Origin of the sequence: Ruminococcus flavefaciens ND2009 (assembly GCF_000621785.1) — a bacterium.
Classification (GTDB): Bacteria; Bacillota; Clostridia; order Oscillospirales; family Ruminococcaceae; genus Ruminococcus; species Ruminococcus flavefaciens_C.
On record NZ_KK211346.1, the window covers coordinates 165229 to 180365 of the forward strand.

The following is a 15137-nucleotide window of genomic DNA, read 5'->3' on the forward strand; positions in this document are numbered from 1 at the left end:
TGTATCATATATTACTAAGTTTAAAAAAATTTTTCTGTTTTCGTGTCACATTTTCATCTGTCGCTTCGTTATGTTTATATAGACGACGTCAGATAAAACTGAAAGGAAGATAAATATATGAAGCATCCAAAAATACTTAGTCTTATGATGGCAAGCGTTATCGCAGTCACAGGAGTTATCCCTGCGGTGGGCGTATGCGCAGCTGCCAAGGGAGACATTGACAGCAGCGGAGTTATCACCGCAGATGATCTTGCTCTGCTTCAGGATCATATCCTTGGAAAAAAGACACTCACAGAGGCTCAGGCAAAGCTTGCTGATATAAACGGAGACGGAGCTGTTGATGCTCACGATATGGCTGAGCTCAGAAAGCTCATACTCGCTACAGACAGAGTCCTTGATTTCCAGAAGGATATAAACAGACTTGACGAGAACTCATTCAAGGACGAGCTGAAGCAGCTTGCAGCCGATAAGGGCGATGTGGTAGTCACATCTACAAAGGAGCTCAAGGCTGAGCTTTCAAAGTACTTTACAGCAGAGGTTATAAATAATCTGCTCACAAAGTATGACGATAAATTCTTTGAGGAGTCGGTACTCCTTCTGAAGCCCATGTACTACGATGCAGCAAAGTACGGCGGTTCACCCGCTATACAGAAGCTTTCCTGCGGCTGTGACTCCTCTTACGCTGGAGTTTATACTCCCGGTCCCACAGTTGACATCGGACTCAATATCCGCAAGGAGCATGACTATAACTCTGAGTCACTTGGTATTATCCCGGCAGGAGCCAAGTTCAATGTAACTCACGGAAGCACAGGCTGGGCTCACGTTACATATAACGGTATCTCAGGCTATGTAAATATGAACTTTGTCACCAAGGTGTCCTCAACAGCACCTGTTGCACAGACCCCAAAGGCAGGTCAGACACTTTCCATCGACTCTGTAAAGTATTCGGGAGGAAAGGTAACGGTTACTGCAAGAGAGGTAGTTTCCGCCACAGACAAGTTCGTTCCTGCTGAGGTAGCTCAGGTAATAGTTCCAAAGAAGGAATATTACGCTAAGGAAGCAAAGTGGAATGTGGCTACTTCAACAACTACTACCACCACTACTACCACAACGACTACGACAACTACAGCTTGTCCGTATCCCCTTGCTCAGGCAAGACTCAATGTTATCGGCAAGGACCTGAAGAAGGCATTCAATGATGCCGCAAGCATCACATATTACGGACATACAGCTGATATGCCTCAGGACGACAAGACCACTATGGAGTGGTATGCGGACTACGGCTTCAAGAACAGAAAGGGCAACTGCTACGTTATGGCAGCTATGTTCTGTGAGATGGCTAAGCTTCTGGGATATGATGCACATCAGATATCAGGAACAGTACCGCTTGCAAAGGGCGGCTATGGTCCTCATTCTTGGGTAGAGGTAACTATCAACGGAACACTTTATGTATGTGACCCCGACTTCCAGAATGAAACAAAGAAAAACGGTTATATGATACAGTACCGCCAGTCAGGTACATGGATGTATCAGAAAATATCAGTTATGAGCTAAAAAAAGGAGATAATAAAGATGAGAAAAGTATTTGCGACCATCACTTTTGCCTGTGCACTTGCACTGGTAAGCTGCGGAAATGTAACACCTGCTGCTGAGGTGTCAACGCCTGCTACTACAGAGGCAACAACTACCGCACAGGTTTCTACAGAGCCTACAACTTCAACAGATATGATGAAGCTCATCGGCGACAGAGCCGCAGGCGACTCAGTCTATGTTCTTACTCTTGACAACAAGACAGGCAAGGACATAAAGAGCTTCACTGTAAAGGCTGATACAGAAGAGGAGTATCCCTCCAATATGATCGACGAGAAGGATCCCTATGTCAAGGACGAGAGACGTCTTCTCTACTACGTTCCAAACAAGGTAAGCGATGTTACCTACGGTGACAGCGATGAGATCGCAACTGTAGGCTATACAGTAAAGATCGAATTTACAGACAACAAGTCCGCAGAGCTTCACAGCTTCCCCTTCGGAGATCTGGACGAGGGAGAGATAAAGCTCGAAAAGGACATTGCATATCTTGAATATACATCAAAGGAAACAGGCAACAAGGTAAGCACTAAGGAAGCTGAGAAGGCTGCCGCAGAGCTTGCCGCAGAAAGCGCTACAGAGGCAGTATCCGAGGTAAACCCCGATGCTAACAACAACATCGACGCACAGTATATCGACGAGCCTGTTTATACTCAGCCTGCATATGATGAGCCTGTTTATACTCAGGCACCTTATGTAGAGCCCACAACAGTTTATGTTGCACCAACTGATGCACCTACTCAGGCTCAGGCAGAAGATCCCAACGGCGGCTGTATCGGCGACGGAGCTCTGACATGGTAAAGGACCGCGTGCTCTATCTGAGCCGCATAAAAGCTCTTGCTTGTATCGCCGTTGTAATACTGCATACATTCTATACAGCAAACAATTACTCGCCCAACGTGGGAGCCCAGAGCGTTATGCTATCGGTGAGAAATGCCATGATGTGGGCGGTGCCCTGTTTTGTAATGGCATCGGGAGCACTGCTCCTTGACAGAAAAAGGACACTGACTCCAAAGAAGCTGTTCGGCAAATACATTTTCCGCATGGTCATTGCTCTGGTGGTATTTTCAGTGCTGTTCTCGGTATTCGATACCTTCACCACTGCAAAACGCTCGGCAGGAGAGACCATAAAGGATACTCTCAGCGATATATTCCTCGGTACGGGCTGGCCGCATATGTGGTACCTGTACCTGATGATCGCCATTTACCTTATGCTTCCCATATACAAGATCATAAGCGCAAATGCCGAGCCAAAGGATCTGAAGTACCTTCTCGCTGTCTACTGCGTGGGACTTGCGGTGCTTCCCTTTATAGAGACCGTTTCAGGTAAAAAACTTCCTTTTTACATTTGTGTGTTCACTATATATCCGCTTTACCTGTTCCTCGGTCATGCTCTGCATACGGGAGCCGTAAGGCTGCCGAAAAATGCTTCGGGACTTATGTTCCTCATAAGCCTCGGCATCATCGCAATGCTTACGGTCTACAGCTGCAATGCAGTTTCGGAGTCACCCGAGACCGCAGGAAAGATAAACTCGCTTCTTTCGGTTTATTCCTTCCCCGTGTATATCGCAGCGGCAGTGGGTGCATACGGTTACTTCCGCAAGACAAAGAACAAGGCTGTGCCTGTTCTTGACACTCTGGCGGCAGAGCTTGACAGCTGCTCCTTCGGTATCTACCTTATACACATGGCAGTGCTGAAGTACATCTACGCAGTCCTCAAGTTCAATCCCTTTGAGCACGGCGGTACTATCGCAGTCATCGGCGTATGTATAGTTACACTGGCAGTATCCTATGTGATAACAAGACTGCTCAAGCTGGTGCCCTGTGTAAAGAAGATAATATGAAACAGAAGCTCCCTTCGGGGAGCTTTTCCGTTACACACTTATAATGAGGTGATTACATGAAAGAGATACCCGAAGAAGAATACCGCTCAAACACGGCAGAAGCGCAGAGTATAGCTTTCTGTACAGTCTATCCTTCGGCTGTTGCAGAGGGGATACAAAGCGGGCACATTTATAAAGGAAGCAGCTGCACTGTGTTCCGCTGCCACAACGGTTTCACATTTGTGAGCGGAGCTCCCGACGGTGAGGATACGGCGGAGCTTCACAGGCTCATAACAAACGAGGGCGCAAAGCTCCTTACCGACGACAGCTCACTCTGTGAAGCTCTTTCCGCTATGGGCGGAGTTGGATCGTTCCTGCGGGATAACTATAGTTTTCCACATAATACTGCACCTTACTCTGAACTCCCGAAGGGTTATGCACTTAAAAAAATTGACGAGAAAGTTTTCAACTGCCTCAAGGGCAGAGTAGTTCCGGCTGACTTCTGGGCTGACTATGAGCAGTTCAGCGCAAACGGCAGGGGAATGTGCGTGATGTACGGCGGTGAGCCTGTTTCCTGGGCGTTTACCGCAGCAGTCAGCAGCTCCGAAGCTGACATCGGCATAGAAACAGCCGAGGCTCATCGCCGCCGCGGACTTGCTCTTGCAGCAGCTGCGGCAGTCATGGGGGAAGTCCTGCCGCAAAGACGTCCCGTCTGGGGCTGTCATCAGTCCAACAAGGGCTCGGCACATACTGCGGAGAAGCTTGGCTTCGTAAAGGCAGCTTCATGTGTAATGATAAAAAAAGCGCAATGAACACCTGACTGCTCTGCCGCATATAATAACGGGAAAGGAGTGGTTCTGTGGAAACTGCCGAGATAACCGCACTGACCGTTGTATTCTTTATCGCTGCCGTGGAGGTATGCTGCTTTTTTGTTATTTCAAAGCTCCGCGGAAGAAGCTATCCGCTGTGTGTAGTCATGCCTGTTTTTGCAGAAGACAGCGAGCTGCCTCAGCGCCTTGACTACATAGGCTCCCTTGTGGAGGAGGGAAGCGTTCTTGCGGAAAATATCCTCCTCATCGACTACGGAGGAACTGCCGAGCAGATAGAGCTGTGCAGGGATTTCTGCACCTCTCACCATGCCGCTGAGATGATACTGCCCGAGGAAATTGAAAAGTCTATGAAAAAATATCTGCATTTTATAGTATAATCGGGAGTACAGTCTCCTGTTTGACCGCAAAGCTTTGCGGAATGAAACTTTTTCTCCGTGCCACTTGCTTTATCATGAATTATATAGTATAATATAAGTTGAATGTTTGTGTGCAGAGGTGAAAACGTTGGAGCATGAGGTCCTTCACATAGAGGGCACCGTTGAGAATGTCCTTTACAAGAACGAAAATAACGGATATATAGTGCTGGACCTTGATGCAGGCGGTGAGCTCATTACAGTTGTGGGAGAGCTTGGCGACATCGAGGAGGGCGAGGGCCTTATCCTTGAGGGAAGCTATATAAGCCACCCACGCTTCGGTACTCAGTTCAGTGCGGTCTACTGCGAGAGAAAGCTGCCTGAAACTGTAGTCAATATCGAGAAATATCTGGCTTCGGGAGCTGTCAAGGGCATAGGTCCGGGACTGGCGAAGAAGATAGTTGACGTTTTCGGTGACCGTACCCTTGATATAATGGAGAATGCTCCCTTTCGTCTTGCGGAGATAAAGGGAATATCTCCGAAAAAGTGCGAGGAGATAGCCGCTGAGGCTCAGAAGCTTTTCTGCCTTCGGAACCTTATGGCATTTCTGTCCCAGTATGAGGTGAAGTCCCGCTTCGCCATGAATACCTACAGGAAATTCGGCTCCGACGCCATGACACTGCTCAAGCTCAATCCCTATCTGCTCTGCGGTGACGCCATCGAGCTTGATTTCAGCAAGGCTGACACCATTGCTCATGATATGCACATTGCCAGAAATGACAGCAAGCGCATAATCGCGGGAGTGCAGTACATTCTCCGCGCAAACGGCGGAATAGGTCATACCTGTCTGCCGCTGGAGGTGCTGGCAAAGAAGACCCAGGATACCCTTGGAGTCTCCGAGAGCGATTTCTACAGCGCTTACAATGCCGCACTTGACGACAATGAGCTTTTTGAGTACATAAAGGGGGAGATAGAATTCGTCTACCTGCCCGACTACTTCTATGCAGAGAGCTTCATTGCTGACAGGATACACATTCTGAAGGATTTTTCTTCCCCTGAGGACTTCAATTACGATCTCCTCATAAATATCGAAGAGGAAGAGCACAACATCAAATACGAAAAACTCCAGCGGCAGGCGATAACCACCGCTGTTTCAAGGGGACTCATGGTGCTGACGGGCGGTCCCGGTACCGGTAAGACCACCACCCTTAATGCTATTATCTCCATATTCGAGAAAAAGGGCATGAAGGTTCTTCTGGCAGCTCCTACGGGCCGCGCGGCGAAGCGTATGTCCGACCTTGCAGGCTGCGAAGCCAAGACTATACACCGGCTTCTTGAGGTGGTCTACGATTCGGGAGACAGGCTTACTTTCGCCCATAACGAGAACAATCCTCTGGACTGCGACGTCCTCATAATCGACGAGATGTCAATGGTGGACGTAGTGCTGTTCGAGAAGCTCCTCCGTGCAGTGCGGCTGGGGTGCAGGCTCATAATGGTGGGGGACAGCGACCAGCTCCCCTCTGTTGGTGCGGGAAATCTGCTTGGTGACATCATCGACAGCGGCATAGTACCCGTAACAGAGCTGAAGGAGATATTCCGTCAGGCTCAGCAGAGCTGCATAGTCACCAACGCCCACAGGATAGTGGCAGGAGAATATCCCGACCTTACCCGTAAGGACAGCGATTTTTTCTTTTTCAAGCGCACCGACTACCAGCAGGCGCTTAAGCTCATAGTGGACCTTGCAAAGACAAGACTGCCAAAGGCGTACAACTACTCCCCAACAGAGGATATACAGGTGCTTACTCCTTCTCGAAAAGGCGTTACGGGCACTGTTGAGCTTAACAAGCTGCTGCAGGCGGAGCTTAATCCTCCTGCTAAAAACAGGCAGGAGAAAAAGGGCTATGTCTATACCTACCGTGAGGGCGACAAGGTCATGCAGACCCGCAACAACTACGATATAACCTGGTCCAAGGACGGTGAGCAGGGCGCAGGCATCTTCAACGGCGACATCGGACGCATAATCAGCATCGACAACAGAAGCTCCCTTGCGGTCATAGACTTTGACGGACGGAAGGCTACATATACCTTTGACCTGCTGTCACAGGTGGACCTTGCCTATGCGGTGACAGTCCACAAGAGCCAGGGCTGCGAATTTGAAGCGGTAATACTTCCTATTATGGGCGGCTTCGACAAGCTGTGCTACAGAAATCTGCTGTACACGGCTGTAACAAGAGCAAAAAAGCTCCTCATACTCATCGGCAGTGAGGAGAATATAAATAAAATGGTAGACAACAACAAGCGCACAAGGCGGTATACCTGCCTGCGCCATATGCTTGCGGGAGCGGCTAAACAGAAGAGCTCCTCTCCCTTTGAGCAGTAAGAAAGGAACGTTAAAATGGCAAATACTGATATAGGAATAGACCTCGGTACATCAAATATCGTAATGACCATGGGTAACAAGGGCGTTGTGCTCAGCGAGCCCTCGGTCATCGCTTACAACACAAGAACAGAGCGCGTGCTTGCAGTCGGCAAGGAAGCCTATGAGATGATAGGCAGAAATCCCGATTATATCGCTGTTAAGCGCCCTATCAGCGAGGGAGTCATCTCCGACGATGACCTTACCCACAGCATGATAAGGGAGTTCATACTCAAGGTAACAGGCAGACAGCTCATGAAGCCCCGTATAGTCATCTGCATTCCTTCTTTCATCACCGACATCGAGAGCCGTGCAGTTGTTGATGCTGCAAAGAGCGCAGGTTCACGGCAGGTCTACCTCATACAGGAGCCCATTGCCGCTATGATAGGCGCAGGCGTCAACATCACCAAGGCAAAGGGACACATGATAGTTGACATCGGCGGCGGTACCACAGATGTGGCTATCGTTTCCATGAACGGTGTAGTTACCTCTCATACAGTCAAGGTGGCAGGAAACTCCATTGACCGCTCCATCATCAAGTATATGCAGAACAAGTACAAGCTCCTCATCGGTGAGAGAACAGCCGAAAAGGTAAAGATAGAGCTCTGCAACCTCTATGACCCCAGCGAGGAGATGACATATCTGGTAAAGGGAAGAAGCCTGCTGAAGGGACTGCCCGCGCAGGTGCTTCTCAGCGAGACCGAGCTTTTTGAGGCTATCGAGGACGATACCTTTGCTATCATGGAGGCTATCCGCAAGGTACTGGAGGACGCTCCCCCCGAGCTTGTGGGAGACATTTATGACAACGGACTTCTCCTTACGGGCGGCGGTGCTCTCCTTGGCGGACTTACCCAGCTCATAAAGCGTACACTGGGAATAAGCTGCAATATCGCCAAGGACTCCATAAACTGTGTAGCCAAGGGCACAGGCATGGCATTCGGAAGAATGACTACGCTATTAGATGGTTTCGAGGCAGCTACAGTTTACAAGTACAGATAATACATATTTAAAGGGACGACACTTGCCGTCCCTTTTGCGTTATATTCACTTGTCACCGAAGCTTATGGTTTTTGTGGCTATTTCTTCGCGAAATCTTGTGTCATGTTCCACAAAAAGCATGGTGGGGGAGTACCTTTTCAGCAGCACCTCTATCTGCATACGGGAAAAAACGTCGATGTAGTTCAGTGGCTCGTCCCAGATATACAGGTGAGCAGGAGTGAGAAGACTGGCGGCGATGAGCAGTTTTTTCTTCTGCCCCTCGGAGAAGTCCTCCATGTTCTTGGTGAGCTGGCTCCTCTCTGTGCCCAGCTGACGCAGGATAGTACAGAGCATACTCAGCTCCAGTCCGCGCTCCTCGCAAAGGGAAGCAACACTTCCGCGGAGCCGGGAGGTGTCCTGGTCGATATAGGAAATGATAAGTCCCGAGGCAGTCTCGCAGGTGCCCTTCTCTGTAAAATGAACAGGTTCACGGGCATATCCCGAGTGACTGAGTACGGCTTTTATAAGTGTGGATTTTCCGCAGCCGTTGGTGCCGTGGAGGGCAACTCTCTCTCCCTGCTGTACAGAAAAGGTCAGGGGAGAGAAAACAGGCTTGTCGGAGCTGCTGTAGGTCACAGTAAAGTCGCGGAAATTGACAATGGTCTTTTTGTGGTGGACGAGAGGAGTCAGCTTCAGCTCTGCCACACGCTCTATGTCGCTGAGAAGCCCCTCCTGCCTGGCGATATTGCGGTCTATACGCTTTTCCATCTGCTTTACGCGGCTCTGCATTTTCTTGGTTTTGGCGCCGATATAGGAGCGGGTACTGATACAGCGGTCGTTTTCCTTGACAGGGTCGAAGCCTATTTTTGTTCGCTCGTTCCTGTCAGCCCACTCCGCCGTCTGACGTGCAGCCTGCCGCAGTTTTTTTATCTCCTTGCGGTGCTTTTCGTTCTCAGCCTCTGCGAAGCTGTCACGCCGCTGCTTGTTCTCCCACCAGACAGAGAAGTTTCCGTTCTGGACGTCTATGGACTTGCGGTTCAGCACCAGTACATGGTCGGTACAGGCGTCAAGCAGGTCGCGGTCGTGGGATACCAGTATAAAACCGCTCTTGCCGGTCAGATACTCCTTGACCTTCTCCCGGGAGCTCTCGTCCAGGTGGTTTGTGGGCTCGTCGATGAGTCTGAACTGCTCTCCGCAGGAAAACAGCAGCGCCAGCAGTATCTTTGTACGCTCTCCGTGGCTCAGTGTATTGAATGGACGGTAGAGTATTTCCGCAGTCTCGCCAAGCTGTGAAAGCTCGCATATCATGCGCCATTCCTCACAGTAAGGGGAGATCTCCGGCAGAAACTCAGAGGCAGGGCGCTGTGCCTGTTCAGTGCTGACGGCACAGGGGAAGGCACTGAATCCCACGGAAGCGGTGATAGTTCCGCTGTAGCTGTATCTGCCCATAAGAAGGCTTAGAAAGGTGGTCTTGCCCTTGCCGTTCCTGCCGATAAAGCCAAGCTTCCAGTCGGTATCTATGGAGAACGAGACATTTTCAAAGACGTTGTCGGAGCTGCCGTCATAACCGAATGTAAGGTCGTTTACAAGTATCTGTGACATATTTATTCCTCCTTTCGGTCCCACAAAAAAAACGGGGACCGTTTGCTGCCAAACAGTTCCCGTTACATTCCATGACCTCAGGGCGCACCGACAGAATGAGCCTGCAAAAGTGCGCGGATAAATATATAGCACAAAAAAGAGGTTATGAGAACATAATCCACTTTTGGCAACATGATAAGACAGTATGCCTGTAAAACCACACTGTCAGATTAATTATTCATGTGTTCAAAAGTGAATTATCTTTTCATCCTCACACCTCTTTCATTAATATCTGAGTGAATTATAGCATAGATTTACGGTATTGTCAAGGGGTGAGCTTCAAAGCTCTTGACTTTCCGTATTTTTTACTGTATAATGAATTTTATTATATTTACGGAGGGCAGAGATATGAGACCATCGGAATTTCTTGATATACTTCATATTGCGGAGAAGCTGAAGGACACGCCGCGGCACTGCACCACATCAAACAGGCGCAGGGAGAGCGTTGCGGAGCACAGCTGGCGGGTGTCGCTGATGGCTATGCTGCTTAAAAAAGAGTTCCCCGATGCGGATATGGACAGAGTGGTGAGAATGTGCCTTATCCACGATCTTGGGGAGTGCTTTACGGGGGATATTCCCACCTTTGTCAAGACCGATGCAGACCGTGAGAACGAGGACAGCCTTCTTGACCGCTGGGTTTCGTCTATGCCCGGTGAAGTGGGGAGCGAGCTTGAGGAGCTGTACGCAGAGATGAATGCTCAGCAGACTATCGAGGCGAAGATATTCAAGGCTCTTGACAAGCTGGAGGCACTGATACAGCACAATGAGTCGCCTTTAGATACCTGGTCGGAAAACGAGTATGAGCTGAACAAGACCTATGCCTTTGATACAGTTGCTTTTTCGGAATGGCTTACGGAGCTGAGAAAAGCAATACTTGCCGATACGCTGGAAAAAACCGAACTTGATACTAAATAAAAAGAAGCACGAAAGCGCATGGTACGCCTTCGTGCTTTGCTTTTGTTTATCCGTTTATGGAAGAATGACTGTGGATGTAGAACTCCTCCTGGCTTGGCTGCCAGCCCTTTTCCTTGGGCGGGAACAGCTTGTCGAACTCCTCGACTGCTTTCTCGTCATCGCAGGGGGCGTCAACGTCGCTCGGATAGTAGAACCACTTTCTGCCGTCAAGAGCGTCCTCCTTGAGCACCTTCACAAGAAGTGCGGCAGGGAAGAAGTCTCCCTCGAAGCACACATTGTACTTTTTGCAGCTCTTGTAGCCCCTTGCCACATAATTATCGGGATTGCCGAAATTGATAACCACATCATATCCCATTTCTGCGGCAATAGCAAAGGTATGCTCCAGCAGTGCCTTTCCCAGTCCCTTGCGCTGATATTCGGGAAGCACGCAGAGAGGACCCATTGTCAGGATGTCCTTCTCATTGCCCTGCTCGTCCCTGAGCTTCGCGCGGCAGTACATTACACAGCCTGCGATCTTTCCGTCTGTTTCGATGACATAGTCCAGCTCGGGAACAAAGTCCTTGTGCTCTCTCATGATGTGGATAAAGTAATGCTCAAAACAGCCGGGGATGCTGAGATTCCAGAAAGCCTCTCTTGCAAGGTTTTCAACTTCACGGTGGTCTTTTTCTGTTTCCTTACGGATGATATAGTCATTTTTATTCATTGTTTTTTTCCTCCTGAAAATGTTGACGGGACATACGGAGGCTTGTGTGAGATAGAATTCGCAAACCTCCGTTTACGCTGCTATCTCTGTTCTGTTATTATTTTTCAAACAACTTCTCCTTAAAATAAGATATGTGAAATACTTCGGAGTATTTCCGAGAATATTGTAACACATAGATCCTGAAAAGTCAAGAAAAAGGCTGTTTCAGAATATAAACAGAGAAGTTGAGGGATATATATAAATATTATGTGGATATATTGACTTTATATCAGAAGTATGATATACTAAATCTTGACATGACTGGAAAAACAGCGAAAATAAGGCATACAGCGTGTATAACAAAAAAGACTCACTAAGTGGCGGTCGGTCAAATAAATATGAAAAGAGGACGTTATGGATCAGAATCAAATCAATAACAGTCAGGGCTCTCCTGCACAGCAGCCTCATGGCAGCGGACAGCCTCAGCAGCCCGCAACTGCACCGATTCAGCAGACAGTGCAGAATGCACCATCTGACGCAGGTGCACAGCCTGCTCAGCCGCAGCAGAAAAAGAAAATCAAAAAGCCTCTTATCATCGCTATTGTGGCTGCACTTGTATGCTCAGGCACAGGAGGCTTTTTCCTCTATCGTCATTTCGCTGACGATGACTCAGGCAGCGGAAGGCGCAAGGGCAGCAAAAAGGACGACAACAGTCTTGAGGAGCTGATGGACCTCACCGACTATGACACCGATACTGAGGAGCAGACGACAGAGAACATCTACGATGACGGTCCCGAGGAGAGCGAGGCATCACAGCTCGGCATCAGCTATGACGAAAACGGAGACTTTCAGATGTTCAGCGGGACCTTTGATGAAAAGGTATCCGAAGATTACGAAGCCCTGGAGTTTATTGACAGCTATGCTGATCAGATAGGTATAGAAGACGCTTTTGACGAGCTGAGCTTTGTCAGCGAAACTACATTCGAGGACTGTACTTTCTACAAATTCCAGCAGGTATATGACGATGTCCCCGTATACGGAAATCAGCTTATCGTTTCTGTTGATAAGGACGGTATCGTTGATTCCGTCAGCGGAGGATATACACCTGTGGACATCAGTACCGATCCTTCCATAGATCAGGAAGAGGCTGAGAAGATCGCAAAGGAACATATCGGCGGCGAGGCTGAAATAATCAGCAGCGAGCTTACTATCCGTCCATATACTGACAGCGGCTCTGCAAAGCTGACCTATGACATCAGAGCTTTTGGAGAAACTGAATATTCAGAGCTTTTCATAGACGCTGACAGCGGAGATATCATTACCGAAAATGATCTTACTGACAAAGCTTTAGAAACGGTCAATGCCAATTTTGACGGAAGGATTTACAAGGTCGACCTTGAAGAAAGCTTGGGCGGTTTAGTTGCAGACTACAAGGTCATGGATTACAAACGCAATATCTCAGTATCCGATGCAAGCAACCATTCATATTTCGGGCCGGCTATTAAAGCCAAAATACGCTTTGATATCCTTAACGGAATACCGTATGATCCTGTGATGTGCGTCAAAAAGGATGAAGTTTTATCTGATGGAAGTATGATCATTTCAGCTGTGCCTAATACTTCTTCTATGAAAGAGCTTCTTGATGAAAAAGATCCCACAGAGAATAAGGAAGTGACCGAGATCGCTATCAAGGCACTCAGCACACTACAAAATGCCTATGACTACTATGATAACGTACTCGGCTGGAAGTCTATTGACGGCAAAGGTATGCCTTTGTGGATCTTTGCCGCAGTACACAACAGCGATCCCGAAGCCAAAGATTTTGATATGCTTAATCCGACAGAAGAATATTTTCCAAACTCTGCATTCATTGGCGGGACAAATACATTTTTGTTCGGCGGTATCAATAATAAGCCGGTCTCAGGCCCGGGTATAACCGGACACGAGTTCACTCACGGAGTTGTAGATAATACAGCGCACATAAGCGACGATCCTAAGCCAAAATCTATCAATGAGGGATACGCAGATGTAATGGGATCTATCATCTCAGGCGACTGGTTGTTCATAAAGAACGAGATGTCCTCAGATATACCGAATATTGAGTACCATATCAGAAATGCGATCGATCCGGTCAAGAATTTTAATCCGGATAAGGTAGGCGGAGAGTATTACCTTGAAGATCCGCATGATGAGCACGTAAATGCAACTATCGTATCCCATTCTGCTTATCTTATGTCTGAGAATGGCTTATCCAATGAAAAGATAGCCAAAATTTTCTTAAACTCACTTTTCAGGCTCTCATCTTATCCTGATTTTGAAGAAACTGCCCATGCGTTATTATATTCATCGGTGGAATTAGGTTATACCAGAGAAGAATCCAAGATGGTCGCAAAGGCTCTCAGATCAACAAGAATGCTTCCTCCTACAGGAAAACTTACACTGACTGTACATTGCGGCAGCCATCTTATTCCGGACGCAGTAGTGACAGTAAACGGAGAAGAAGTCGGCAGGACAGATGAAGACGGTAATATCGTTATCGATTACGATCCCGAGAATTTTGTCGGTACACTGATAAATGTCAAGGCTGATGGCTTCAGAGATCTTTCATTCATTGCTATGGCTATATTTGACGAAGAGATGACCGACTGTAATCTTGCAGTTGCCGATGACTTCGGCTCTGTTCACAGCAGCGATGCTCCTATCTCGGACGACTCCACAGGCGAGAAGGTAAAGGTCACCATAGTTCAGATGGCTGCGGACGGAACATCTGAGCATTCCAAGCAGAAGGCTCAGGAATACTACGTTCAGAAGGGCTCAAAAATATCCCTGAAGAAGCTTGTTGATGAGCTCAACAAGGCAATGAGCAAGCTGAAGGGTTCAAAGCTTGATGAGATAATGGATCTCAAGATCACTACGGACGGCAGCAAGATATACTTTGATACGGGATATGTTCCCGTGGAAATGTCCTATGTTATCTACGGGACTGATGAGGTATTCGATTTCAGCAAGCCTGTCACGGAGGACGTTGTCATCGAGCCAAAGGTCGGTATCGGGCTCTCAGGCTTCGGCTTTGGCGACGAAAGCTTCAATATGGACGATATGCAGGATCTTGCAGATACCCTGGACGGTATGTTCAACGGCGGAGGCAAGAATTAAAAGCTGCTAAAACAATAAAGCTCCCACTAAGCAAAGTGGGAGCTTATTTTTCTGTGTATTGATCAATTTGCAAGAACAATTATACCGATAATGAACATTGCTATGCCGAAAGCTGCAAGTACTCCGCCTATACAGGCAAGTATTACTGAAATAGTCTTTGATGGAGGAGCATCCCGTTCAACGAAGGCGTGCTTCGGAGCCTTCGGATCATAGAAAACATCAACGTTCCTGCCCGGGGGATACCTGTCCTCCACAGCTTTCTGTGCCGATGATATGCCTCCCTTTGTCTTTACCACCGAAGGAAGCTCACCGTCCGTTGTTATGTTTGAGGAGCTGCTGAGAAGTTGCCTGCCTGCAACTTCGGCGAAGACATCTGTTCTTCCCGCAAACTTGGGACCTGCCACCTTGTAGGTCTGACCGTTCACGGTATAGCTCACCAGAGGAACGCGAATATCGTTGCTGGTTATATTGGACATACGCTCAACAGTGCCGATGGTATGACCCGTGAAGTGGGTCCTTCTGTATTCGGGACGCTTGAAGCCGAACCATATGATTATGGCTATAGTCAGCGCTCCGAGAAGGATTATAAGTATTCCCGCAAGGATAAAGGCAAATGATAATGTACTGTACATACAGGTAACCTCCGTGTTTATCAGCGTTGATCTAATACTAAGTATAACACAAAAATAAGTATATTTCAATAGCAGCCGGAGAATGGTGATGTGATTATTTATTTGGTTGGACTATTGCTATTTT

The 15137-nt window shown here is 48.1% G+C and carries 12 protein-coding genes; 9 read left to right on the forward strand and 3 right to left on the reverse strand.

All coding sequences use genetic code 11. The features are described from left to right. The first annotated feature begins 117 nt into the window (after positions 1-117). The 7 genes from T488_RS18740 to T488_RS0107625 all read left to right on the forward strand — a co-directional run bounded on the left by T488_RS18740 (position 118) and on the right by T488_RS0107625 (position 8008). Positions 118-1554, forward strand: coding sequence for a dockerin type I domain-containing protein (locus tag T488_RS18740; protein WP_051536395.1), 1437 nt, complete (start codon positions 118-120; stop codon positions 1552-1554). A gap of 18 nt (positions 1555-1572) precedes the next feature. Then, a complete protein-coding gene (locus T488_RS0107600; protein ID WP_028520243.1) occupies positions 1573-2388 on the forward strand; it encodes a hypothetical protein in 816 nt (271 codons plus the stop codon). Next, positions 2382-3431 carry an acyltransferase gene (locus T488_RS0107605; RefSeq protein WP_028520244.1) on the forward strand — a complete coding sequence of 350 codons (1050 nt, stop codon included), beginning with the start codon at positions 2382-2384 and terminating at the stop codon, positions 3429-3431. Before T488_RS0107600 ends, T488_RS0107605 begins: the two co-directional genes overlap by 7 nt. A 56-nt stretch (positions 3432-3487) precedes the next feature. After that, the gene (locus tag T488_RS0107610; protein ID WP_028520245.1) at positions 3488-4222 is read left to right on the forward strand and encodes a GNAT family N-acetyltransferase; all 735 of its coding nucleotides are present in this window, start codon (positions 3488-3490) and stop codon (positions 4220-4222) included. A gap of 47 nt (positions 4223-4269) precedes the next feature. After that, a complete protein-coding gene (locus T488_RS0107615) occupies positions 4270-4617 on the forward strand; it encodes a hypothetical protein (RefSeq protein WP_028520246.1) in 348 nt (115 codons plus the stop codon). Positions 4618-4735: 118 nt separating this feature from the next. Beyond that, entirely contained in the window at positions 4736-6973 is a 2238-nt protein-coding gene (gene recD2, locus T488_RS0107620) for an SF1B family DNA helicase RecD2 (protein ID WP_028520247.1), read from the forward strand. 15 nt (positions 6974-6988) lie between these two features. Beyond that, positions 6989-8008 (forward strand): rod shape-determining protein, encoded by a 1020-nt coding sequence (locus T488_RS0107625; RefSeq protein ID WP_028520248.1) that lies wholly within the window; start codon positions 6989-6991, stop codon positions 8006-8008. Positions 8009-8053: 45 nt separating this feature from the next. On the opposite strand, the gene abc-f is transcribed toward T488_RS0107625, so the two are convergent. Beyond that, positions 8054-9589, reverse strand: coding sequence for a ribosomal protection-like ABC-F family protein (gene abc-f, locus T488_RS0107630; RefSeq protein WP_028520249.1), 1536 nt, complete (start codon positions 9587-9589; stop codon positions 8054-8056). A 387-nt stretch (positions 9590-9976) separates the two neighbouring features. Here abc-f and T488_RS0107635 point away from each other — a divergent pair, with 387 nt between their 5' ends. Continuing rightward, positions 9977-10543 (forward strand): HD domain-containing protein, encoded by a 567-nt coding sequence (locus tag T488_RS0107635; RefSeq protein ID WP_028520250.1) that lies wholly within the window; start codon positions 9977-9979, stop codon positions 10541-10543. Positions 10544-10589: 46 nt separating this feature from the next. Here the strand turns inward: T488_RS0107635 and T488_RS0107640 are convergent, their stop codons facing one another. After that, complete coding sequence (locus tag T488_RS0107640; protein WP_028520251.1) at positions 10590-11246, reverse strand: GNAT family N-acetyltransferase; 657 nt, start codon at positions 11244-11246, stop codon at positions 10590-10592. A 393-nt stretch (positions 11247-11639) separates the two neighbouring features. Between T488_RS0107640 and T488_RS0107645 the strand changes: the two genes are divergently transcribed. Continuing rightward, positions 11640-14381, forward strand: coding sequence for a M4 family metallopeptidase (locus T488_RS0107645; RefSeq protein ID WP_028520252.1), 2742 nt, complete (start codon positions 11640-11642; stop codon positions 14379-14381). A gap of 62 nt (positions 14382-14443) precedes the next feature. On the opposite strand, the gene T488_RS0107650 is transcribed toward T488_RS0107645, so the two are convergent. Further along, positions 14444-15013 (reverse strand): DUF3592 domain-containing protein, encoded by a 570-nt coding sequence (locus T488_RS0107650; protein WP_028520253.1) that lies wholly within the window; start codon positions 15011-15013, stop codon positions 14444-14446. Positions 15014-15137 lie beyond the last annotated feature (124 nt).

Excerpts from the sequence above, each read along its gene's own strand:
- T488_RS0107635 (WP_028520250.1), top strand. The coding sequence starts at position 9,977 with ATGAGACCATCGGAATTTCTTGATATACTTCATATTGCGGAGAAGCTG.
- T488_RS0107650 (WP_028520253.1), bottom strand. The coding sequence starts at position 15,013 with ATGTACAGTACATTATCATTTGCCTTTATCCTTGCGGGAATACTTATA.
- T488_RS0107645 (WP_028520252.1), top strand. The coding sequence starts at position 11,640 with ATGGATCAGAATCAAATCAATAACAGTCAGGGCTCTCCTGCACAGCAG.
- T488_RS0107610 (WP_028520245.1), top strand. The coding sequence starts at position 3,488 with ATGAAAGAGATACCCGAAGAAGAATACCGCTCAAACACGGCAGAAGCG.
- T488_RS0107625 (WP_028520248.1), top strand. The coding sequence starts at position 6,989 with ATGGCAAATACTGATATAGGAATAGACCTCGGTACATCAAATATCGTA.
- T488_RS18740 (WP_051536395.1), top strand. The coding sequence starts at position 118 with ATGAAGCATCCAAAAATACTTAGTCTTATGATGGCAAGCGTTATCGCA.
- T488_RS0107600 (WP_028520243.1), top strand. The coding sequence starts at position 1,573 with ATGAGAAAAGTATTTGCGACCATCACTTTTGCCTGTGCACTTGCACTG.
- T488_RS0107640 (WP_028520251.1), bottom strand. The coding sequence starts at position 11,246 with ATGAATAAAAATGACTATATCATCCGTAAGGAAACAGAAAAAGACCAC.
- T488_RS0107605 (WP_028520244.1), top strand. The coding sequence starts at position 2,382 with ATGGTAAAGGACCGCGTGCTCTATCTGAGCCGCATAAAAGCTCTTGCT.
- abc-f (WP_028520249.1), bottom strand. The coding sequence starts at position 9,589 with ATGTCACAGATACTTGTAAACGACCTTACATTCGGTTATGACGGCAGC.